Source organism: Allobosea sp. P2_A10, assembly GCF_056405115.1.
In genome coordinates, this window is sequence record NZ_JBFUCS010000001.1 from 810,354 (window position 1) to 831,672 (window position 21,319).

The following is a 21,319-nucleotide window of genomic DNA, read 5'->3' on the forward strand; positions in this document are numbered from 1 at the left end:
GCAATGGACGAACAGACGATGTCCGCGACCCAGGTCGTCACCTTCGAGATCGTCACCTCCGAGGCGCGGCTTGCCGAGGTCGCGCTAGCCTGGGGCGAGCTTTGGCGCCGCGCCGACGGACTGGTCTTCCAGCATCCGTCCTGGATCGCCGCCTGGTGGCGCACCGACCCCAACCGCGCCCGGCGCGAACTGAAGATCGGCCTGGCCTGGCGCGGCGGCCGGCTCGAGGCCGTGCTGCCGCTGGCAAGCGTCAGGCGCTCGGGCGTGCGCATGCTGGAATGGGCCGCCAAGGACCACAGCGACTATGGCGACGCTCTGCTCGCGCCGGGTAGCGACGCCGCCGTGCTGGCCGCGCTGTGGCGGCATGTCGTCGCCGGCGGCGGTTTCGACGTCGCCTATCTCAACCGCCTTTTGCCGGAGGCTAAGGCCTGGGCCCTGCCGAACGCCACCCCCGCACCGGTCAAGCTTCGCCCCAACCACCGCAGCGAGATCAGCTATCGCGTCGCCGGTTCATGGCCAACCGGCAAGGACTGGTTCGAGCAGCAATCGAAGAAGACGCGCCAGAATTATCGCCGCGGCTGCAAGGTCATGGAGGAAGGCGGGGACCTGCGCTTCCGGCTGATGACGGGAGACGAGCCGCTCGAGCCGGTTCTGGAGCGCGTCGCGGCGCTCAAGCGCAAATGGCTCGCGCGGCACGGGCGCGCCTCGGATCTGTTCGACGAGGGCGCGCCCGCGCTCGCGGCGCTGGTCGGCGTGCTGGCGGAGCTCGGCCTGCTCAGGGTCTTCGTTCTAGAGCGCGCCGGGCTCGTCGTCGCAGTCTCGATCAATTTCGTGCAGCGCAACACGATGATGGCCTTCGTCACCACCTATGATCCCGATTTCGAGCGTGGCTCGCCGGGCATGGTGCTGATGATGGACTATATCCAGTGGTCGATCGACCAGGGCCTGATCATGGTCGACTTCCTGTGCGGGTCGGAGGATTTCAAGCGCCGTTTCGCGACGCAGTCGGTCGAATTGCCGTCGGTGCTGGGCGCGCGCACATTGCGCGGCAGCGTCGCGGCGCTGGCAGACCGGACAGGCCACGCCGTCAAGCGCTGGCGCGCCAGGCGTTCGCCTGCGCCCGAAGCTCAATCCGGCGACTGAGCGGGCCCGCTACCGAAACAGCGCCCGCCGCGACGCGGCGGAGCCGTCGATAAACTCGAAACCCCCGGCGCTGTTCAGCGTGTGCAGCCTCCGGCCCGGCCATGACGGCCCCGGCCGGATGATCGCCTCGACGCTCTGCGCGAAGCCGCCCTCGTCGAGCTGCGTCACGATGGCGATGCCGAGCGCCCGGCCGTAGCCGAGGCGGCAGTCCTGGACCGGGCGCAGCAGCACGCCATCGCGCAGAACCATTTGGCCTGCAGGCCTCGCCGAGGCGATGTCGATCATCACCGGGTTGCGGGGATGGGGCGTCCATGGGCCACGGAAATCCGGGGCGGACCAGAGATGGAGCGCATCGGAGAAGGCGCCGCCGCCGTCGCGCACCGTGGCGAAAAGCCACCATCTCCCGTGATGCTCGATCAGCGTCGCGTCGCTTGCGACGATGCCGTCGATCAGCGTCGCCTCCTTGACCCAGCCGCCGGGAAAAGCCGTGGCGCGAAACAGGTCGACACGGCCGGCGCTGCAGCTTTCGGGGATCATCCAGACCTCGCCCTCGCGCGCGAAGACGAAGGGGTAGGACAGATGGCCATCCTGCTCCAGCACGGGTTCGGGCCGGCCGAGCGGGCCATCGGGACCGAATTCCACTGCCGAGATAATGCCCTTGCCGGTGGCGTGCCGGTAGTCCTCGACGAACAGCGTGACGCGCCCGTTATGGAAGACCGGAAAGGGGTCGGCGTAGAATCGGCTGCCATCGTCGGGCAGGGTCTGCCATTCGGCTTCGGGCAGGCGGCGGAGGTCGAACAGGTCGGGACCGTCGAGCTTGCGCCAGCCGACCCGCCAATGCGGCGTGTGATAGAGGCCGCGATAGACGCGCCCCGCCATTGTGGAGATCAGCCCCGCGCCCGCCCGCTTCGCCAGCCCGGCCACGCCCATCGCTGCTGCGTCCGCGAGAGCGGCTTCATCGCCAGGCAATGCCGGAACGGCGGGGCTTGCGCCGGTGAGCGCGGCGATGATCAGCGTGATAAGGCGATGCAGCACGTCGGCGAGGACAGCCGGCAGCACCGCATGGTGTTCCGTGCCCAGGCGGCCGGCTGCGACGACCCGCTCCTGCTCGACGATTTCGGCCAGCGGCGCGCGGCCTGCGAGCAGCGATGCGATCAGGGCAGACTCGCCCGCCTGTCCGTCGAAGGTCAGTCGCCAGCGACGCCCCCCCGCGGGCCCGGCGTCGGCCTCGCACGAAGCCGTGAGATCGAGCGTCAGATCGCCAGCCCAGGAGGTAGGCTTCGTAAATTGCTCGGCATCGGTCGCGGGGACCAGCGCGAATGCGTCCTTGCCGGCATACCCATGCAGAAGCGTCTCGAACCGCAGCAGCAAGGCCACCGACGGATCAGGCAAAGCGTTGCTCTCGACGAAGACGAGCGACGTTTCCAGCTCCGGTACAGCGTCCAGCCGCGCCAGCAGATCAAGATGCCAGCGTCGGAAGAACCTGCCGTCGATCCGCAGAACCAGTCTCATATCCCTCATCGATCCGGCACGACGGCTGACTGTGTCATCGACAGCTCCACCAGTGTCTCGCATGGGCGCATTTCGATTTGGTTAGCCTCTGTTTCGGAACGTGTCCAAGAGAGTGGAAATCCACGAAAGCGGTTGACTGGATCCTGCGCCGGGGCAGTTGTTAAGAACTCGATGGCAAGGATCAGGTTGGAGAAGCGCCGTAGCGCGGGTGCTTCGCAGAGTTGCGTAATCGAGAGCGGGTATGACGAGCCTCGTTTCCACCGCCCAACAGCAGGATGCCCTGCCCGAGGCCGGTGTACCGGAGCCATATCGGCTGCGCCCGGACGGGACGGTCGAGATCGCCGAGTTGTGGCGCATCCTGAGACACCGGCGTCTGCTCATCCTGAGCGTCGCCGGCCTGATGACGCTCGCCACCCTGTTCTACGGCCTGCTGACGCCCGCCCTCTTCACCGCCTCGACCCAGATCCTGATCGACCCGCGGGATCGCATCGTCGTCAGCAACGACGTCAATCCCAATACCGTCTCGCCCGATGGCGGCATCGCCCAGGTCGAAAGTCAGGCGAGCGTCATCCAGTCGACCGGCGTCCTCATGCGCGCCATTCGCGCGATCGACCTGACGAAGGACGGCGAATTCAACAGCCAGGGCTTTCTGCGCTCGTTTCTCGGCCTGCTGCCATCGGCCCAGCCGTCGACGGGCATCGGCCTGAATCCCGCGGAGGCGCGCGCCCTCGACACGCTCAGACGCAAGCTTTCGGTCAGGCGCGCCGACAAGGTGCTCGTCGTCGATGTCGTCGTGACCACGCAAGAATCCGAGAAATCGGCCCGGATCGCCAACGCCATCGCCGAGGCCTATCTCGCCGATCAGGCCGAGGCGCGCAGCCAGGGCGTACGCGACGCCTCGGCTGGGCTGACCGCGCGCCTGGCCGAGCAGCGCAAGCGCGTCGAAGTCGCCGAGAACGCCGTCGAGCGCTACCGCGCCGAGAACAACCTCGTCGCCGCTTCGGGCCGGCTGATCAGCGAGCAGCAACTGACCGAGATCAGCAACCAGGTTTCGGCCGCGCAGGCGCGCTCGGCCACGCTGAAGGCGCAGGTCGAGCAGATCAGCCAGCAGCGCCGGACGGACGGCAACCTCGCCGGCAGTTCGTCCGAGGCGATGCAGTCGGCGGTGATCGCCAAGCTGCGCGAGCAGGAGGCGACGCTGATCCAGCGCGAGGCGGAGTTGCAAAGCCAGCTCGGGCCAAGGCACCCCTCGATCGCGGCGGCGCGAAGCCAGGTCGTCCAGGTCCGCCAGTTGATCGCGACCGAGATCCAGCGCGTCGAGCAGTCGGCCCGCGCCGACTACGCGCGCGCCCTCAACAACGAGAAGCAGCTCGTCGCCAAGCTCGACGCCCTGACCAAACAGACCCAAGGCTCCGATCAGGCTTCGGTGCGCCTGCGCGACCTGCAGCGCGACCTCGAGGCGGTCAGAGCGGTCTATGCGACGTTCCTGCTGCGCGCCCAGGAAACGCGCGAGCAGGCCAATCTCGACACCACCAACGCCCGCATCATCAGCCAGGCGCAGGCCCCTGCCCAGAAGAGCTGGCCGCCGCTCGGTCTTCTGATCGTCGGCGCCATGGGTCTCGGGCTCGGGCTCGGCGCCGGACTCGCGCTCATCCGGGAATACATCTCGCCGACGCTGCTGTCGGTCAGGCAGGCCGAAAGCGCGATCGGTTCTCCGGTGATCGGCGTCCTGCCGGCCGAGAAGCGCCGCTCGCGCCTGCGGCGATCGGTCAACGATCCGCAGGAGCCGCCTCCGCGCGACATGGCGGCCGAAAGCGTCGCGGGCCTGGCCTTGATGCGCCTGTTCCAGCCGGCTGACGGCAAGAACGGCGCGGCGCGCAGCATGCTGCTGGTCTCGACCGCCGCTGATGCGAATGAGCGGCAGCGGATTGCGCTTTTGCTCGCGGACGCCGCCACCAATCGCGGCGAACGGGTGTTGCTGATCGACGCCGATGTCGAGCAGACGCAGGAGAACGGCGTCGCAGGGCTCCTCGATGTGCTGCGCGGCGAATGCGGTTTCGAGGCCGCGATCCATTTCAGCAAGAGCCAGGACGTGGCGCTGATGTCGACGGGCCGCCCCAAGGCCATGCCGGCCAAGCCAAATGGCCGTCTCTTCGCGACGCGCATGCTCGCCGAAGCCAGTCGACATTTCGAGACGGTGGTGATGGATGGCGGCGTGCTCACGCAGAACATCAAGATCGCGCCGCTGGTCGGCACGGTCGAGCACATCGTGCTGGTCGCGGAGCTCGAACGGTCGAGCCAGGCCGAGATCGCCAAAATTGTTCAGGCGACGCACATCATGGGCCGCAGGATCACCGGCACGATCCTCGTCGATCCCGCGGGACGTGCGTAGCCGTGAGTGCGCCGAGCCTTCCTGCGCCCACGGGCGCCGGATTCGCGCCGCGCTGGGCCCGGATCGGCAGCTTCAGCCGTCTCGGCACGATCCTCGCCGTGCTCGTGCTGTTTTGCATCTCGGGCGGCATGCTCTGGCTCGTCGGCTACAATTACGACGGCCTCGCCGGTGGGGCCGCCACGAAGATCCACCCCTCGACCTATATGATCATGCTCGTTTTCGGCTGGAGCGTTCTTGCCTGCGGCGATCCTGTCAGCCGAAGCATCCACCTCGTCAACCAGCGCCCCGCGACGATCTTGATGCTCGTCGTCAGCGTCGTCGTCATCGCGATCACGATTCTGCGCGACGGACAGGGTCTCGGCGGCATCGTCGACACCTATATCGCCGCCTGCCTGCTGGTCCTGCTTCTGGCCGACGCCGACGAGACGCTGATGGCGCGGCTGGAGCGGCTGCTGCACATCGTCATGGCGGTGAACGCCGTCATGGCGCTCGGCGAATTCGTGACGCAGATCAGGTTCTTTCCCTATCGCTTCGACGGCGTCGCCTTCGAGACCGACACGCGCTCGACCGCGCTTCACGGCCATCCGCTCGCCAACGCCATGGTGACGGCCTGCTATCTGATGAGCTTGATGAATGGCGGGCGATCGATGCCGGGCTGGGCGCGCGGCGCGATGATCGGCCTGCAGAGCGCTGCCCTCGTGGTCTTCGGCGGCCGCACGGCACTGCTGATCTGCCTGTTCGCGGGCGCAGCCTACGGGTTCGTCGCATTGCTAACGACGCTGAAGCGTGGCCGTGTCTCGTTGCCGACCGCGGCGGCCGCCTGCGTTCTGGCCGCCGCCATTCCCGCTGCTATTGCCGGCCTTGCGGGGCTTGGCTTCTTCAACGACGTCGCCGATCGCTTCGTCTCCGATGGTGGCAGCGCCAATGCGCGCAAGGAGATGTTCGACCTGCTCGCCATGTTCTCGCCCGGCGACCTGTTCTTCGGCCCCGATACCGATCTCGTCGACACGCTGCGGCGCGTCAACGGGCTCGAATGGGGCATCGAGAACCCCGTCATCCGCATGGTGCTCTATCAGGGCGCGATCGTGACCCTGCTGGTGACGATCGGGTTTTGCGCGTTCATGTTCGAATTGTCCCGCGTTACGCGCGGCGGCCTCTGGCTGCCGATGGTGATCTGGATCGTGCTCCTGAACGGCTCGGAGAGCATCTCGACCAAGACGACGCTGATGTCGAAATTCGCCGTGATCGCACTGTGCATGTACCGGCCGGGGCCACGCCTCGGCCAGACGATGCCCCCTACTCGGCCAGCGTCAGCCCGAGCGCCCTGACGATCGGCGGATCGAGCCGCCGCGTCGTATCGTCCATCATGCCCATGCCGTCGAAGGCGTTCCAGAACGCCCAGGGAAATCCGAAGCTTTCGGCGCTGCGGCGGACGTCCTCGACATAGCGCGCCCGGTCCGCCGAGCCGGAAGCGACATAGCGCTGGTCGGAGCGCAGCGCGCCGAACTCGCCCATCAGTATCCGCGCAGGAGGCACGCCTTCGCGCTGCGCCCAGGCGCTGATACGGGCAAGATAGCCGTCGATGAAGCGCCGGTCGGGCTGCGCCTCGAAATACACTTTCAGGACGCGCTCGGTCTCGGCATAGGCCTCGCGCCTCGCCTGCTCGGAGCGCTCCTTGTCCTGCGCCATCCGGGCTCGCACGGCGGCCAGCGTCGCCGGCAGCGTTCCCGCCGAAGCAGGCCAGGGCACCGCATTGAGCGCCTTGTAGACCGGCTCGCTCATCCACGGCGCGCCCTGATGGCTGAAGAGATAGGGCTCGTAGAAATGGAAAGTGTAGATCAGCGGCTCGAAGCGGGCGAGCCGGCGCGGCGACAGCGTCTCCAGCCCCTGCACCATGCTGCCGCAGGCGCCGGTCGCAACCAGCGTCAGGCGCGGAGCGGCCTGTCGCGCCACCGACAGGATGCGCTCCTGCATCAGGCTCCATTCCGGCGCGCCGCAGCCCTGCGACGGCTCGTTGACGGGCTCGAGCGCGACGCGGGACTGATCGAGCAAGGCCAACCGCGCGGCGAAAGCGCCGACGAGATCGCAATAGGCCGCAAAGGCAGGGGCTTCCGGACCGCCCAGCATCCGTTCGGCGTTCCAGTGATGCGTCGCCGCATTGGCGTGGAGGTTCACGACAACCGACAGATCATGTTGCAGCGCCAGCGAAACAGCGGCGGCGACCTGCTCGACAAGCGCCCGGCGCAGCGGCGGCGTGGTGGCCAGGAAAGGCCCGGGATCGACCGGAATGCGCACGAAATCGAGGCCGGTCGCTCGCAGCCGCGCCAGATCGGCTGCCGTGGGGACGGGGCGGTCGAACTGGAAGGGTGGCCAGTCATAGTCGGTTCGCGGGGCCGGGTGCTCGCGGGTCAGCGAGAACCACGGCCACAGGTTGACGCCGCGCCGAAGCGCAAGCGCGCCGCCGCCAGTCGTCTGCGCCGTGCTGCCATGGCCGAATGCGAGCGCGGCCGCGCCGGCCAACACGGCCCGACGAGCGATCCTCATCCCGCGTGCCGCCCGGCCGGCTTGAACCGCCTGCCCGGCGAGACGGTCTGGCCGGCGACCAGCGCCAGGGCTTCACGCTCGTACTGTTCGAGGACATCCTCCCAGTTGAAGGTTTCCTCGGCGCGCCGCACTGCGGCGGCCCGCATCTGCGCGACCACGGCATCGCCCCTGACGACGGTGTCTATCACCTGCGAGCAGCTTTCCTCGTCGGAGAAAAACAGGCCGGCGCGACCCGCCGTCCAGCGATTATAGACATTGTCATGCGCGATCACCGGGCTGCCGGCCCACAGCGACTCGACCAGGGATGGATTGGTGCCGCCGACGGTATGGCCGTGCATATAGGCGCGCGCATGGAAGCGCAGGGCCTGCACCGCATTCTCATCATAGATCGCGCCCGGCATGATCACCTCCGGGCCCGCAGCCGCCATGACCTCGCGATGATAGGCGTTTCCATCGACAAAGGTGCCGAGAACCACGAGCTTCATGCCGCGCGGCTCACGCGAGAAGGCCTTGACCATGGTCAGGATCGAATTGTCGGGCTCGATGCGGGCGATCGAGATCATGTAGCGTCCGGGCTCCAGCCCAAGCGCTCGCACGCGCGCCTCGGACGCCGCGGCGACGGGAACACCGCCATAGGGGATCATGGTGATTGCGCGGCGCGGGCGGCGCGTCGCCAGATGGTCGGCGATTGCCGGATGGTCGGCGATGAGCCTGTGCGAGGACCAGGCCGCGATCCATTCATTGGCCCAGAACCAGGCGCGCACGGCACGCGACCATTTCGGACGCCGCCATTCGATGCCGTCCATATTGGTCAAAATCTTGCGACCGGCCAACCGGAGATAGGGCAGGAACACCGCGCTGTTATAGCCCAGCACCAGGCTGAGCGCCGGCCGGCTGGCGGCATCGCGAACGCAATGCCAGTCGAATTCCAGCGTGGCGCGCGGCCCCGTCGAGGCAACCTGGGTATGGATCAGCTCGATGCCGCGCCACATTTCGCTGCGGAAACGCTCGGTCACGACCGGCACTTCGTCCTGGCAGTAGACGCCGACCCGCCATCCGCGCTTGACCAGGAACAGCGCAAGATGCTGTGCAAAGGTCTCGAATCCTCCGTGGGCGGCTGGGAGGCCGCGCGTTCCCAGAATGAGAAGCGTGGGGATCGGGTTTGCCATCGTCTGTTCCAGCCGTTTCGCGTCGGCTGAATAAAACAGAACAATTTTCAAAGTGCTTGAAGTTGAAACCTAAAATTGTCTCTACTTTTACGTGTGCTGGCATATGGTTTGCGTCATCTGACCAAACGGCGTGAAACTGTGTCGTGATGGGACGGAAATGGGTCGTGCCGCTGAAGATTGTCTGTATCCATCAGGGCTATGAGCTTTACGGCTCCGACCGCAGCTTTGCCGAAAGCGTTGCGGCTCTGCGTCTGGCCTATCCGTCCGCGACGATCGAGGTGGTGCTGCCGCGTCCGGGCCCTATCGTTGGGCTGCTGGAAGGCGTCGCGAGCGCCATCGTCTTCGAGCCGCTCTGGATCCTCCGCCGCAAGGCGCTGCCGTGGCTGATCGCGACGGGGGTCGTGACCCTCCCGCTGGCGCTGATGCGCGCGGCAAGACGCTTCGCACGTTGCGACCTGGCTTATGTCAACACCTCCGTCATCATCGACCACACGCTGGCGGCCCGCTTTTTTCCCGGCAGGGTCATCCAGCACATCCACGAGATTCCGGAAGGGGTGATGCGCCCGATCCTGCGCGGCCTGGCGCTCTGGAGCCGCAGCCGGCTGATCTTCAACTCGCGCGCAACCCGCGATGCCTTCGCGCCGCCAGCAGCCCGGCCGGGGCACGTCATCTACAACGGCATCGCCGATCCCGGCGCATGGGCGCCGACCGGCTATGACGGCACGCAGCCCCTCAAGATTCTGATGCTCGGCCGGATCAACCGGATCAAGGGCCAGGAAATCCTGCTCGAAGCGCTTGCAGGCCTGCCGGAAGCGGCAAGGCGAAAGCTGTCGGTCCGGATCGTCGGCAGCGCCTTCGAGGACGCCGCGCTTGAGCAGGCGCTGCGCCACAGGGTCGCAGCGCTTGGGCTGGGCGAGACCGTCAGCATCGAACCCTTTCTCGACGATCSCGAGCCGCTCTATCGCTGGGCCGACATCGTCGTCGTACCCTCGCGCCGCCCGGAATCGCTCGGACGCGTGGCGATAGAAGCCATGGCCTACGGCCGGCCGCCATTCGTCTCCGCGATCGGCGGCCTGCGCGAGGTCGTCGTCGACCACGTCACAGGCCGGCTCCTGCCGCCGGGTGATGCCGATGCGCTGGCGTCGGCGCTGATCGGGATACTCGACGACCCGACCTGCCTCGCGCCCATGGCGCTCGCCGGACGGGCACGATTCCTCGAACTGTTCAGCGCTCCGGCAGTGGCTTCGGCCATCGGGGCTTTGGCGAGAGAGATGATCGCAGAGCAGGCGCAGGGCATCCAAGCCGACGACGTCGGAGCGCGGCCCGCATGAGGTTTCGCGATCTCCAGGCCAAGGCCGCGAGGCTCGTCGTCATGATCGGCGGCGAGGCGATGCAGAGCGCGTTCCATCTCGGGCTCAACCTGGCGTTGCTGCACCAGGTCTCGGCGCATGACTACGGCATCTTCGCGCTGGTCATGGTCATCGGCGGACTCGGCCTGACCTATATCCGTTCGTTGACGGCGCTGCCGGCGAGCATCTTCATCTCGCAAAGCCGCAGCGCGGGCGCCGCCAGCGCCTTCGAGATCACCTTCGGCTCGGCCGCCACGCTGCTTTCGGCCACGCTCGGGATCGCGGTCACGGCGGTGCTGCATCTGTGGCTCGACCATGGCGCGCTCGGCGGAGGGCTCTTCGTCGGACTATGGGCGGCCCGCAGCCATCTCCGGACGGTGTTCTTCGCACGCGGCCGGCAGGCGCTGGTCAGCGTCAGCGACCTCGTCTTCACGCTCAGCGGCGCGTCGGGCGCCACGCTCGTGCTGCTCGCCGGCGGCCATGTGCTGCAGAACACCTTCCTGATCCTGGCGGCGGCGAACTCGCTCGGCATCCTCGTCCTGCTGACGGTGCGGCGTCGCCCGATCCGCGTCACCGTCGGGCGCCATGTCTGGCGACGCTACGGCAAGCTCTGGCGCGACCTGAAATGGTCCCTGCTCAGCGTCAGCATCACCAATGTGCAGGGCCAGGGCATGGCGCTGTTGGTCGCCGCCATCGCTGGGCCGGAGGCCTATGCGCCGATCGCGGCCGCACTGGTGATGTTCGTGCCGCTCAGGATCGTCTCGACGGCCTTCGCCAATATGATGCATCCGGAGATGTCGGCGCTGCTGGCGCGTGGCGACGATGCCGGCGTCGGACGGATGATCCGGACATGGCTGGCGCCGCTCGCCCTGCTCGGACTGGCCTATGGCGTCGCCGCGCTGCTCGCCTTGCCGCTGATCCAGCCCGACAGCCTCGAGAATGCGCGATTCTACAAGATCTCCCTGATCGCCTGGGTGATGTCGGCCATTCCGATGCTCTATGTGATGCCGCGCATCTGGCTCGAGGTCACGCTCGACTACCGCAGCATCGCGATCCTCTCGGCCATCGCCGCCATCGCCGGCCTGACGCTGGTTCTGGTTATCCTGCTGACGTTCGCCTCGTCCTGGGCCGTGCTCGGCGGCGCGGTCTCGGAGGCCATCGTTCTCGCCGGAACCTGGGGCATCGTGATGCGCCGGAGACGGGCCATGGCAGCCCTGGCCCCGGCCGCGAAGATTCCAGCCGGAACGCCCTGACGCGGACCGCCCTCAGAGCACGGACGACATCCCGCCATCGACATAGATGATCTGGCCGTTGACGTAGTTCGAAGCCTGCGACGCCAGGAACACCGCCGTCCCGATCAGCTCGTCGGGCGTACCCCAGCGTTTCGCCGGAGTGCGGCCCTTGACCCAGGCGTCGAAGGTCGGGTTGTCGATCAGCGCCTGGTTCATGTCGGTAACCATGTAGCCGGGACCAATCGCATTGGCCTGGATGCCGTGCTCGGCCCATTCGGCGGCCATCGCCCGCGTCAGCATCTTGATGCCGCCCTTGGCGACCGTATAGGGAGCGACGGTTGCGCGCGCGAGTTCGCTGGTCAGCGAGCCGATATTGATGACCTTGCCGGAGCCGCGCGCGATCATGCGTTTGGCCGCCTCGCGCCCGATCATGAAGGCCGAGGTCAGATTGGTGTCGATGACGCGCTGCCAGTCGGCGGTCGCAAGCTCGACCATCGGCTTGCGAAACTGGATGCCGGCATTGTTGACGAGGATGTCCACAGTGATGCCGGCTGCATCGAAACCGGCGAACGCTCTCAGGATTTCCGCTTCGTCGGTGACGTTGAAAGGCGCCGGCTCGGCCTGATACCCCGCTGCACGGAACTCCGCGACGGTCCCGGTGACGCGCGCCGGATCGGTGCCGTTGATCAGGATGCGCGCGCCGGCGACCGCCAGTCCCTCCGCCATGGCACGACCCAGTCCACGAGAGGAGCCGGTGACCAGCGCCGTCTTGCCGGTGAGGTCGAACAAGGGATTGGTCATGGCTCGGTCCTCACAGGCTGGAGCGGCGGACGGTCAGGTCCGAACGCTCGAAGACGGCCGGCAGGAGTTCGACGCCAAGCCCGACGCCCTCCATCGGCAGGACGTAGCCGTCCTTGATGACGGGCATGGTGTCGACGAGTTCCTTGTACCAGCCGGTGTAGAAGGCGCGCACCGATTCCTGGATCAGCGTGTTGGGCTGGCTGAAGGAGGCGTGGATCGCGGCGATGAAGCCGACCGGGCCGATGCAGTCATGCGGCGCGAAGGGGCGGTGATAGGTTTCCGCCATCGCCGCGATCTTGCGTCCCTCGGTCAGGCCGCCGGTCCAGCACAGATCGGCCATGACGATGTGCATGGCGTCGCGGTCGAGCATCTCCTTGTAAGGGAAGCGCGAGCCCAGCGTCTCGCTGGCGCAGACCGAGACCGTGGTCGAGCGCGCGAATTCGGCCAGCGCCTGCGGCGAGTTCATCCGGATCGGGTCCTCGTACCAGGTCGGCTCGTATTGCTCGAGCACGCGGGCGATCTTGATCGCGGTCGGCAGGTTCCAGAGCGAGTGAAGCTCGACCATGATCTCGATCTTGTCGCCGACCGCCTTCCTGATCTTCTCGAAGGGCTCGCAGGCTTTCCGCATCTGGTCGGGCGTGATGTGGAGGCCCTGGTTCTCGATCGCGGCAGGATCGAACGGCCAGATCTTCATCGCCGTGATGCCGCTTTCCAGCAGGCTCTCGGCGACGGCGTCGGCGCGGTTCATGAAGCCGTCGAGATCCTCATAGGGGCCTTCGCTCAAACCAAGATTCCAGGTCGAGACCGGCTTGATGTTGTGCGAGCGGACATATCCATAGCCCGCGCAGGTGTTGTAGATGCGCTGCTTGTCGCGGCAAAGGCCACCGAGCATCTGGTGGACCGGCTGCTTGCAGACCTTGCCGAAGATGTCCCACAGCGCGATGTCGACTGCGGAGGTCGCCCGGGATTCGACGCCGGTCGAGGCCTGCGCCATCGGCAGGTTGGTCATCTCCTTGTGCAGCGCCTCGATGTGGAGCGGGTTCTTGCCGAGCAGGCGCATCGAGAGTGTGTCGTGCAGATGCGCCTCGACCGCGCCGGCGCCATAAAAGGTCTCGCCGAGCCCGATCACGCCAGCGTCAGTGTGGACGCGCACCCACAGCACATTGGCGAACTCTTCAGTCCGCAGCGTTTCGATCGCGGTGATCTTCAAGGCCTGCCTCCCATGGCGGCGGGCGTTCTTCGCCGGCCTGTCGGGCCGCGGAACGCCTCGGATGGATTTCGCACCGGCCACCCTCCCCAAGGGAACGAGCGGTCAGGACAGGGCGACCATAGAAGCACTTGTAAAATATCACAACATGTTTACGGTCGCTTCCAAGACGGAGCCAGACAACGAGTTCCGCCACGGAGGAAGACGCGACATGGCCAAGCAGCCGACACGGCCAAAGCTTGTCGACGCGAGCGAGCCGCAGGCTCCGCAGCGGCGCAATCGCGTCAATCTGTTCGAGTTGGCCTATCACCGTATCGAGGAACTGCTGGTCAGATGCGAGCTGCCGCCCGGGCGCTTCCTCGCCATGCAGGAACTCCAGGAGATGACCGGCTTTGGCCGGACGCCTGTCCACCACGCCGTCAACCGCCTCGCCGCGGACACGCTGATCATCATCCGGCCGCGTCATGGCCTGCAGATCGCGCCGATCGACCTCGCCCGCGAGCGCGTGCTCCTGCATCTGCGCCGCGACATCGAGCGCTTCGTCATCAGGCTGGCGGCCGAGCGCGCCGGCCCCTCGCACCGCAACCAGATGCTGCATATGGAGCGGCTGCTACGCGAGCGCCGCGACGGGCTGACGCTGGCCGAGTTCAACCAACTCGACCGCAGGATCGACCAGATGGTGCTGGCCGCCGCCGGCGAGCCCTTCCTCGAACACACGCTGCGGCCGCTGCACACGATCTTCCGCCGCATCGGCTTCCTCCACCACACCTACATGACCGAAAAGATCAGTCTCGACGGGACTATCGACCACCATCTCGCCGTGCTCAACGCCATCGCGACAAAACATGTCGAGCGCGCGATGACGGCCTCCGACGCGCTGATCGGCTTCGTCGACGGCATGTTCGACGAGATGGAAGCCCGCATCGACCCTTCGCTGCTGGATTGCAGCGTCGAGCCGCTGCTCGGCGCCTGACACGAAAACACGTTCACCTCGGGAACCCGGCCACGCTCATGCGCATCATCTTCCACGGCGAGAACGCCGCTTCCTTCGGCGAGGGTTTCGCCAACCTCGTCGGTCCGCAGGCCGATATCCGGATGTTGCCCGATGTGCTCGGCGTCGGGGCTGACCAGGACGCCTATGCGCAAGCCGATGTCGTGATCGGCGTGAAGTTCGATGCCGGCCTGCCGATGCCGTCCCGGCTGAAGCTGTTTCATGTGCCCGGCGCAGGCTACGACGCCGTCGATCTCGGCCTTCTGCCTCCCGACGCCAGTGTCTGCAACTGCTTCGGCCATGAACAGGCCATCGCCGAATATGTCATGAGCGCATTGCTCGCGCGCAGTATTCCGCTCGCCGACGCCGATCAGCGCCTGCGCCGGGGCGACTGGGCCTGGTGGGCGGGTGCGCCCGACCGCGTCCATGGCGAGATCGCGGGCAAGACCATCGGCCTGCTCGGCTTCGGCCATATCGGCAAGGCGATAGCGCGACGTGCCAAGGCTTTCGAGATGAAGGTCCACGTCGCCAACCGCAGCCCCGTGGCAATCTCCGATCTGGTCGACGGATCCTTCACGCTGGACGAGCTCGGCGATTTCTGGGGCTCGGCGGACTACATCATCGTCTCCGTGCCGATGACGCCGGAAACGGCGGGGATCGTCGGCGCGACGGCGCTGGCGGCGATGAAATCCGACGCCGTGATCGTCAATGTCGGGCGCGGGCCGACCATCGACGAGGCCGCCCTGTTCGAGGCCTTGCGGGCGGGCGCGATCGGAGGGGCGATCATCGACACATGGTATCAGTATCCCGGTCCGCATCAGGCCGATATCCTGCCGTCGAAACTCCCTTTCCATGAGCTTTCAAACGTTTTAATGACGCCGCACATGTCGGGCTGGACCAGCGGAACGATCCGCCGGCGTCAGCAGACCATGGCGGACAACATCAGGCGCTGCTTTTCGGGCTCCCCGCTCGAAAACGTCGTGCGACAGGGACGTGGCGTCCTCTGAACACCTCACCAACCGGCCATACGAAGCCGGATCCATCATCATTCCAACTCAACCAGGGAACGCACCATGAGCTTCTTCAGACACTTCAAGACCGTCGGCACGGTTCTGGCGCTGGGCGCAGGCCTGCTGCTGGCCGGCCAGGCCTCGGCCCAGTCGATCACCGACATCATCAAGCGCGGCTCGGTCAAGATCGGCGTGCTGATCGGCGCCCCGCCCTATGGCTCGGTCGACTCGCAGGGCAACGCGATCGGCTATGATGCCGACGTGATCGCGCTGATCGGCAAATATCTCGGCGTCAAGGTCGAGATGGTGCAGCTCACCCCGCCGGCCCGCATCCCGGCGCTGGAGGCCAACAAGGTCGACTTCCTCGTCGCGACGCTCGCCCCGACGCCCGAGCGCGCCAAGGCCGTGATGTTCTCGATCCCCTACAGCGCCTTCCAGACCGGCATCTACGCCAAGAAGAACGTCGCCATCAAAACCTGGGCCGATCTCAAGGGCAAGAAGGTCGGGGTCAATCGCGGCTCCAGCGTCGAGCGCGAGTTCACCAGCCGCGAGAAGGAGCTGAACCTCACCATCCTTCGCTTCGAGGACGACGCCACCACCATGCAGGCGCTGTTCTCCGGCCAGGTCGAGGCCATTGCCGGACCCGACGCCCAGGCCAACGCCGCCATGAAGGCGCGTGGCGAGACCGAGACCGAGCTCAAGTTCGTCTTCGGCGTGCAGCCCAACTCGATGACCATGCGCAAGGACGCCTGGGAGCTTCGCCAGTGGCTCAACAACTTCATCTACTACGTCAAGCAGAACGGCGAGCTCGACGCGATCGCGCAGAAGTGGGTCGGTAGCCCACTGCCGCCGCTGCCGACCTTCTGATCTGGATTTGTGATCGGACCCGCCGGCGCGCGCCAATGCGCGCCGGCGACCCTCGACCTCAAGAACATTGCGCGAAAAGTGGGAACCGGTTTTTCGCAAGAGCAATGCTCTACCTTTTATGATTGATCACGATTTTCGTGATCGAGGGCCGAAGGAGCGCGCTTTTGCTCTTCCAAGATGTCATTTCCAAATGGCCGATGATCCTGAACGGGGTCGTGCTGACGATCGTTTTGTCGTTCGTCGCGATCGGGCTCGGTCTCGTCCTCGCCACGCTGATGACCGCGCTGCGCAGCCTCGCCGGCAACTGGGCCGGCTACGTCGTCGACGCCTATGTCGAGCTGATGCGCAACACGCCCTTCCTGGTCCAGCTCTTCATGATCTTCTTCGGCCTGCCGCAGCTCGGCATCCGCCTGAACGGCCTTGAGGCCTCGCTGCTGGCGATGACGCTCAACCTCGCCGCCTACGCCACCGAGATCATCCGCGCCGGCGTCGATTCGATCCACAAATCGCAGATTGAGGCCGGGCTGGCGCTGGCCATGAGCAAGCGTCAGGTCCTGCAATATGTCGTGCTGCAGCCGGCCTTCGCCCGCGTCTGGCCGGCGCTGTCGAGCCAGTTCGTGCTGATGATGCTCGCGTCCAGCATCTGCTCCTTCGTCTCGGTGCAGGAGTTGTCCGGCACGGCCGCGATCATCGAGCAGGACACGTTCCGCAGCTTCGAGACCTACATCATCGTCACCGTGATCTATCTCGTGCTGGCACTCTCGCTGAAGCTCTTCCTCAACTGGCTCGGCCGGAGAATCTTCCCGCAGGTCTCCGGCCTCGCCCGCCTCACCGAAGCCCATGGGGAGGCGGCCTGATGCAGACCTTCGGCTGGCCCGAGGCCTATTTCATCCTGCGTTCCGCGAGCTGGACGCTGGCGCTGACTGCCATCGCCTTCGTCATCGGCGGCGCGATCGGCGGCGTCTTCGCGATCATGCGCCTGTCGCAGGTCAAGCTGCTGCGCCGCTTCGCGGGCGGCTACATCCTGGTGATCCAGTCGATCCCCGTGCTCATGGTGCTGTTCATGAGCTATTACGGGCTGTCGGCTATCGGCATCGAGCTGCCGCCCTTCTTCGCGGCCTCGGCCTCGCTGGCAATCTATGTCTCGGCCTATCTCGCCGAGATCTGGCGCGGCTCGATCGAATCCGTGCCACGCCAGCAATGGGAGGCCTCCGCCTCGCTGGCGCTGACAACCCCCCAGCAATACCGCTACATCATCCTGCCGCAGGCGATCCGGATCTCGCTGCCGCCGACGGTCGGCTTCCTCGTCCAGCTCGTGAAGAACACCTCGATCGTCCAGGTCGTCGGCTTCGTCGACCTGATGCGCGCCGGCATGCTGGTCAATAACGCGACCTATCAGGCCTTCCAGATCTTCACGCTGGTGGGGGCGATCTATTTCGCCATCTGCTTCCCCCTGTCCCGGCTCAGCCGCCATCTCGAGAAGGTGATGAATGCCAGCCGTTCTCATTGACGAAGTCCACAAGAAATTCGGCAATCTGGAGGTGCTGAAAGGCGTCTCCCTGACCGTMGAAACCGGCCAAGTCGTCGCCCTCATCGGCCGCAGCGGCTCGGGCAAGAGCACGCTGCTGCGCTGCATCAACGGGCTCGAGGCCTTTCATGCCGGCCGCATCGAGGTCGCCGGCCATACGCTCGACCAGGATCCCAAACACCTGCGCGAGCTGCGCAAGGATGTCGGCATCGTCTTCCAGAGCTACAACCTGTTCCCGCATCTCACGGTCGGGCAGAACATCATGCTCTCGCCGCGCATCACCCAGAACGTCCCGACCGCCCAGGCCGAGACGCTGGCGCGCGAGGTGCTCGCCCAGGTCGGCCTGTCGGAAAAATTCGACAGCTATCCCGACAATTTGTCGGGCGGGCAGCAGCAGCGCGTCGCGATCGCGAGATCGCTGGCGATGCGGCCCAAGGTGATGCTGTTCGACGAGGTCACCTCGGCGCTCGATCCAGAGCTCACCGGCGAGGTGCTGCTGGTGATGGAGAAGCTCGCCAAGGGCGGCATGACCATGCTGCTGGTGACGCATGAGATGAACTTCGCACGCAACATCGCCAGCACCACCGTCTTCATGCATCAGGGCAAGATCTGGGAGAGCGGCCCATCAAAAGAGCTCTTCGCCAACCCGCAGACGCCGGAACTGCGCAACTTCGTCAGCGCCGGCGCGCACTGAGCCCGTTGCGTCGGGCAAGAGGCTTGGGGCGCTCGACGCCGTCCGCCGCGCCCCGGCAGCGAAATCGGGCGCGTTCTCCTAATTGACCGCGTCCGATCGATCGCTATAGTCCCGCCCGCCTGCAAGGGCCCCTGTGGCGGAATTGGTAGACGCGCTCGACTCAAAATCGAGTTCCGCAAGGAGTGCTGGTTCGATTCCGGCCAGGGGCACCAAAGCGCTTTTCGCCAACGTCCGCTGGCGTCCATTATCCCAACAAAAACTGCACTTCTGCTGGCTCTAGGGTGCGCTGGCGGCCGCTGACGTGCGTTGACAGTCGCGAAAATAGTTGGCCCTTTGGGAGCAATAGGCCAACAGGCCAACTTCTCAAGGCCAACACATGCCGCTCACCGACCTTGCCATCCGCAATGCCAAGCCAGCGGCACGCACTGTGAAGCTGTCGGATGGCGGTGGCTTGCAGCTTTGGGTGGAGCCGAGAGGCGCGAAGCTTTGGCGTCTTGCCTATCGCTTCGACGGCCAGCAAAAAAAGCTGTCGATCGGCACGTACCCCGAGATCGATCTTCGAACGGCTCGCGAGCGGCGCGAGGACGCCAAGCGGCTTCTGCGTGACGGGCAAGACCCCAGCGCGGTTAAGCGCCTTGCGAAGCTGACGGGAGAGGCCAACAGGCGAGAAACCTTCGGGGCCATCGCCGCCGAGCTTCAAGTCCAGAAAACCAAGGGCGGGCTTTCGGAAGCCACCATCAACAAATTCACCTGGCACATCAAACTGGCCGAGCCATTGCTCGGGAAGCGTCCTATCTCGGAAATCACTGCTGCCGAGGTCTTGGCCTGCCTGCGTAAGGTCGAAGCGCGCGGGCATCATGAAACGGCGAATCGGCTGAAGTCGATTATCGGCGCGGTTTTTCGCTTCGCCGTTGCCACGCAGCGGGCGGCCGGAGACCCGACACAGGCACTTCGCGGCGCGCTGATCTCTCCAGTCGTCAAAAGCCGGGCCGCTCTAACTGAGCCCAAAAAGTTCGGAGCGCTTTTGCGGGCGATTGAGGCCTACGAGGGGATGCCCCTGACGCGACACGCGCTGCGGCTGATGGCCCTGCTCTTTCCGCGTCCGGGAGAACTGCGGTTGGCAGAATGGCGCGAGTTCGACCTCGACGAAGCCCTATGGATAGTGCCGGCGGGGCGCATGAAGATGCGACGGCCCCATTCTATCCCGCTGCCGCGCCAAGCCCTCGAAATCCTTGCCGAGATTCGTGCGATATCCGGCGGAGGCGCACTTGTTTTTCCCTCTGTCCGATCGGCGCACCGACCGATGTCTGAAAACACTCTCAACACCGCGCTCAGGGTGATGGGCTTTTCTGCTGATCAGGCAACGGCGCATGGCTTTCGAGCAAGCGCCTCGACCCTCTTGAACGAAAGCCGGCAATGGTCCGCCGACGCTATCGAGCGCGCACTCGCTCACGAGGATGAGGACAAGGCCCGGAAGGCTTACGCTCGCGGCCAGTATTGGGACGAGCGAGTTTGCATGGGAAAGTGGTGGGCCGATCATCTCGATGCGCTGCGCCAAGGCACCAAGATCCATTCACCGGCGAAGCAATAGCTATGTCCGCTCCACATACCCTGCCTGGGGGCCACGAGTGGCTATCAGATGCATTTGAGCGTGCTTGGCGCACGATCGAGGACAGCGAGAAGCATTTCCTCGCCCTTAGCCAACGCGTCCCCTACGAAGAGTTTTCGAAACAGGCTGGGGGCAACTGGGACGGTGTGCCCGATGATGCCTGGAATGCGTATGACGAATCTCGTCGGCGGGTCGAGCGAATGATGCGCACGGCTCTCGCGTCAGGCCGATTTCGCGCGATGATCCGAGATGTGAAAACCGGTGAACCAGCCGAACTCGCCGACCGGGAACGTTGGGTTGCCGCCATTTCGTTCGGCGTCCCCGGCTTGAGCACCCAGCTTCATCATCTGGCATGCCCCGGACCAGAAACCGGAGGCGCACCCGTATTTGTCAGAGACGATGAATTGGAGAGGTTTATCCGTCTCCAACTTCCGGCTTCGAACTCCGTGGCGGGGGCGGACCTAATAGCCAGAACGCCTTGGGCGCTTGCACCCGAGATCGACCTGTCGAGCTTGGATCAGATGCCGGGTGGCGATTGGGTTCTACTAGGCCCGGCGATCAGCGTGCTGACTTTCGGCTCCCTCATACCGCCTGCCGATGTCGCTCCACTGGTGGCGGCAGCGCGCCGGGCGCGCACAGGGGCTGCATTGCTCGATCAGGCTCGCCAGGGGAAAATCAAACTCTTCGGTTCCTGCGCTATGGTGGGCCGTCCTGAGGCCATCCCAGTCGCCGTCTTCGCCCATGATCTGGCCATAACGAACGACGGAGCCGGGTTCGATATCGATCCTGCAAGCGGTGATACGGAAGCCTATGCGAGGTTTCGCGACGACAGGCCTCATGCGTTGAGGTGGAATGATGTCACCGTGCTGCGATCATCATTGCGTAGCTGGATTTCTGGTCTGCTCGACAAAACATCGCCGCCTCCCAAGCCAAAAAAGCGAGCCGCTTCACCGGCTGACATCGAGGCGTTGAAAGCGGCGTATCCAGATGCGTGGCCCGACTGGCGGACCACCGAATCATGGCGCATATCCAGCCGGCCTGAAGTTTCCCGCGATTCATTATATGCGCTTTGGCAGGCGCACTCCCCAGACCTCACTCGCGGCAGGAAACCCCGAAGCTGAAATGTCCGGGGCAATGTTCGGGCAATTTCTCCCCGAACAAATGAACAAATCGCAGAGAAGCTTCTCTGCGGCCACAAACGTCCTCGCCCGCCGGTTGCGTTCCCATGAACGCGGGCAACTGAGGACGTAAAATGGAAGCATATACTCCCC

The 21,319-nt window shown here is 65.5% G+C and carries 18 protein-coding genes and 1 tRNA gene; 14 read left to right on the forward strand and 5 right to left on the reverse strand.

Going from position 1 to position 21,319, the window contains the following annotated elements; genetic code table 11:
* Window positions 1-18: 18 nt before the first annotated feature.
* Window positions 19-1,143, forward strand: coding sequence for a GNAT family N-acetyltransferase (locus AC1DZY_RS03965; protein WP_476818744.1), 1,125 nt, complete (start codon window positions 19-21; stop codon window positions 1,141-1,143).
* Window positions 1,144-1,152: 9 nt separating this feature from the next.
* Here the strand turns inward: AC1DZY_RS03965 and AC1DZY_RS03970 are convergent, their stop codons facing one another.
* The gene (locus AC1DZY_RS03970) at window positions 1,153-2,655 is read right to left on the reverse strand and encodes a glucosamine inositolphosphorylceramide transferase family protein (RefSeq protein WP_476818745.1); all 1,503 of its coding nucleotides are present in this window, start codon (window positions 2,653-2,655) and stop codon (window positions 1,153-1,155) included.
* A 241-nt stretch (window positions 2,656-2,896) separates the two neighbouring features.
* On the opposite strand from AC1DZY_RS03970, the gene AC1DZY_RS03975 reads away from it, so the two are divergent.
* Entirely contained in the window at window positions 2,897-5,047 is a 2,151-nt protein-coding gene (locus AC1DZY_RS03975) for a GumC family protein (RefSeq protein ID WP_476818746.1), read from the forward strand.
* 2 nt (window positions 5,048-5,049) lie between these two features.
* Window positions 5,050-6,375, forward strand: coding sequence for a VpsF family polysaccharide biosynthesis protein (locus AC1DZY_RS03980; protein ID WP_476818747.1), 1,326 nt, complete (start codon window positions 5,050-5,052; stop codon window positions 6,373-6,375).
* Here AC1DZY_RS03980 and AC1DZY_RS03985 read toward each other — a convergent pair.
* Together AC1DZY_RS03985 and AC1DZY_RS03990 are read right to left on the reverse strand one after the other, a co-directional pair.
* On the reverse strand, window positions 6,344-7,591 hold the full coding sequence (locus AC1DZY_RS03985) for a glycoside hydrolase family 5 protein (protein WP_476818748.1): 1,248 nt from the start codon (window positions 7,589-7,591) through the stop codon (window positions 6,344-6,346). The genes AC1DZY_RS03980 and AC1DZY_RS03985 overlap by 32 nt on opposite strands.
* On the reverse strand, window positions 7,588-8,760 hold the full coding sequence (locus AC1DZY_RS03990; protein ID WP_476818749.1) for a DUF1972 domain-containing protein: 1,173 nt from the start codon (window positions 8,758-8,760) through the stop codon (window positions 7,588-7,590). The genes AC1DZY_RS03985 and AC1DZY_RS03990 overlap by 4 nt, the downstream gene beginning before the upstream one ends.
* Window positions 8,761-8,924: 164 nt before the next feature.
* Between AC1DZY_RS03990 and AC1DZY_RS03995 the strand changes: the two genes are divergently transcribed.
* Together AC1DZY_RS03995 and AC1DZY_RS04000 are read left to right on the forward strand one after the other, a co-directional pair.
* The gene (locus tag AC1DZY_RS03995) at window positions 8,925-10,091 is read left to right on the forward strand and encodes a glycosyltransferase family 4 protein (RefSeq protein WP_476818750.1); all 1,167 of its coding nucleotides are present in this window, start codon (window positions 8,925-8,927) and stop codon (window positions 10,089-10,091) included.
* On the forward strand, window positions 10,088-11,362 hold the full coding sequence (locus AC1DZY_RS04000; RefSeq protein ID WP_476818751.1) for a polysaccharide biosynthesis protein: 1,275 nt from the start codon (window positions 10,088-10,090) through the stop codon (window positions 11,360-11,362). Before AC1DZY_RS03995 ends, AC1DZY_RS04000 begins: the two co-directional genes overlap by 4 nt.
* A 12-nt stretch (window positions 11,363-11,374) precedes the next feature.
* On the opposite strand, the gene AC1DZY_RS04005 is transcribed toward AC1DZY_RS04000, so the two are convergent.
* Window positions 11,375-12,142 (reverse strand): SDR family oxidoreductase, encoded by a 768-nt coding sequence (locus AC1DZY_RS04005; RefSeq protein ID WP_476818752.1) that lies wholly within the window; start codon window positions 12,140-12,142, stop codon window positions 11,375-11,377.
* Between the two features lie 10 nt (window positions 12,143-12,152).
* Window positions 12,153-13,352 (reverse strand): mandelate racemase/muconate lactonizing enzyme family protein, encoded by a 1,200-nt coding sequence (locus tag AC1DZY_RS04010; RefSeq protein ID WP_476818753.1) that lies wholly within the window; start codon window positions 13,350-13,352, stop codon window positions 12,153-12,155.
* A 208-nt stretch (window positions 13,353-13,560) separates the two neighbouring features.
* Here AC1DZY_RS04010 and AC1DZY_RS04015 point away from each other — a divergent pair, with 208 nt between their 5' ends.
* From AC1DZY_RS04015 to AC1DZY_RS04055, 9 genes are all read left to right on the forward strand, one after another.
* Window positions 13,561-14,322, forward strand: a complete 762-nt coding sequence (locus AC1DZY_RS04015) for a GntR family transcriptional regulator (RefSeq protein ID WP_476818754.1) — start codon at window positions 13,561-13,563, stop codon at window positions 14,320-14,322.
* Window positions 14,323-14,360: 38 nt separating this feature from the next.
* A complete protein-coding gene (locus AC1DZY_RS04020; RefSeq protein ID WP_476818755.1) occupies window positions 14,361-15,347 on the forward strand; it encodes a 2-hydroxyacid dehydrogenase in 987 nt (328 codons plus the stop codon).
* Window positions 15,348-15,413: 66 nt separating this feature from the next.
* Window positions 15,414-16,217, forward strand: a complete 804-nt coding sequence (locus AC1DZY_RS04025; RefSeq protein WP_476818756.1) for a transporter substrate-binding domain-containing protein — start codon at window positions 15,414-15,416, stop codon at window positions 16,215-16,217.
* Window positions 16,218-16,414: 197 nt separating this feature from the next.
* Window positions 16,415-17,074 carry an amino acid ABC transporter permease gene (locus AC1DZY_RS04030; protein ID WP_476818803.1) on the forward strand — a complete coding sequence of 220 codons (660 nt, stop codon included), beginning with the start codon at window positions 16,415-16,417 and terminating at the stop codon, window positions 17,072-17,074.
* The gene (locus AC1DZY_RS04035) at window positions 17,074-17,727 is read left to right on the forward strand and encodes an amino acid ABC transporter permease (RefSeq protein WP_476818757.1); all 654 of its coding nucleotides are present in this window, start codon (window positions 17,074-17,076) and stop codon (window positions 17,725-17,727) included. Before AC1DZY_RS04030 ends, AC1DZY_RS04035 begins: the two co-directional genes overlap by 1 nt.
* The gene (locus AC1DZY_RS04040) at window positions 17,708-18,439 is read left to right on the forward strand and encodes an amino acid ABC transporter ATP-binding protein (RefSeq protein WP_476818758.1); all 732 of its coding nucleotides are present in this window, start codon (window positions 17,708-17,710) and stop codon (window positions 18,437-18,439) included. The genes AC1DZY_RS04035 and AC1DZY_RS04040 overlap by 20 nt, the downstream gene beginning before the upstream one ends.
* Before the next feature lie 127 nt (window positions 18,440-18,566).
* A tRNA-Leu gene (locus tag AC1DZY_RS04045) sits at window positions 18,567-18,651 on the forward strand.
* Window positions 18,652-18,815: 164 nt separating this feature from the next.
* Window positions 18,816-20,030 (forward strand): tyrosine-type recombinase/integrase, encoded by a 1,215-nt coding sequence (locus AC1DZY_RS04050; protein ID WP_476818759.1) that lies wholly within the window; start codon window positions 18,816-18,818, stop codon window positions 20,028-20,030.
* A gap of 2 nt (window positions 20,031-20,032) precedes the next feature.
* Window positions 20,033-21,169: a hypothetical protein gene (locus AC1DZY_RS04055; protein WP_476818760.1), complete on the forward strand. Its 1,137-nt coding sequence runs from the start codon at window positions 20,033-20,035 to the stop codon at window positions 21,167-21,169.
* Window positions 21,170-21,319 lie beyond the last annotated feature (150 nt).

Coding starts and splice junctions, on each gene's coding strand:
- AC1DZY_RS03965 (WP_476818744.1), top strand. CDS start 19: ATGTCCGCGACCCAGGTCGTCACCTTCGAGATCGTCACCTCCGAGGCG.
- AC1DZY_RS03970 (WP_476818745.1), bottom strand. CDS start 2,655: ATGAGACTGGTTCTGCGGATCGACGGCAGGTTCTTCCGACGCTGGCAT.
- AC1DZY_RS03975 (WP_476818746.1), top strand. CDS start 2,897: ATGACGAGCCTCGTTTCCACCGCCCAACAGCAGGATGCCCTGCCCGAG.
- AC1DZY_RS03985 (WP_476818748.1), bottom strand. CDS start 7,591: ATGAGGATCGCTCGTCGGGCCGTGTTGGCCGGCGCGGCCGCGCTCGCA.
- AC1DZY_RS03990 (WP_476818749.1), bottom strand. CDS start 8,760: ATGGCAAACCCGATCCCCACGCTTCTCATTCTGGGAACGCGCGGCCTC.
- AC1DZY_RS04000 (WP_476818751.1), top strand. CDS start 10,088: ATGAGGTTTCGCGATCTCCAGGCCAAGGCCGCGAGGCTCGTCGTCATG.
- AC1DZY_RS04005 (WP_476818752.1), bottom strand. CDS start 12,142: ATGACCAATCCCTTGTTCGACCTCACCGGCAAGACGGCGCTGGTCACC.
- AC1DZY_RS04015 (WP_476818754.1), top strand. CDS start 13,561: ATGGCCAAGCAGCCGACACGGCCAAAGCTTGTCGACGCGAGCGAGCCG.
- AC1DZY_RS04020 (WP_476818755.1), top strand. CDS start 14,361: ATGCGCATCATCTTCCACGGCGAGAACGCCGCTTCCTTCGGCGAGGGT.
- AC1DZY_RS04025 (WP_476818756.1), top strand. CDS start 15,414: ATGAGCTTCTTCAGACACTTCAAGACCGTCGGCACGGTTCTGGCGCTG.
- AC1DZY_RS04030 (WP_476818803.1), top strand. CDS start 16,415: ATGATCCTGAACGGGGTCGTGCTGACGATCGTTTTGTCGTTCGTCGCG.
- AC1DZY_RS04035 (WP_476818757.1), top strand. CDS start 17,074: ATGCAGACCTTCGGCTGGCCCGAGGCCTATTTCATCCTGCGTTCCGCG.
- AC1DZY_RS04050 (WP_476818759.1), top strand. CDS start 18,816: ATGCCGCTCACCGACCTTGCCATCCGCAATGCCAAGCCAGCGGCACGC.
- AC1DZY_RS04055 (WP_476818760.1), top strand. CDS start 20,033: ATGTCCGCTCCACATACCCTGCCTGGGGGCCACGAGTGGCTATCAGAT.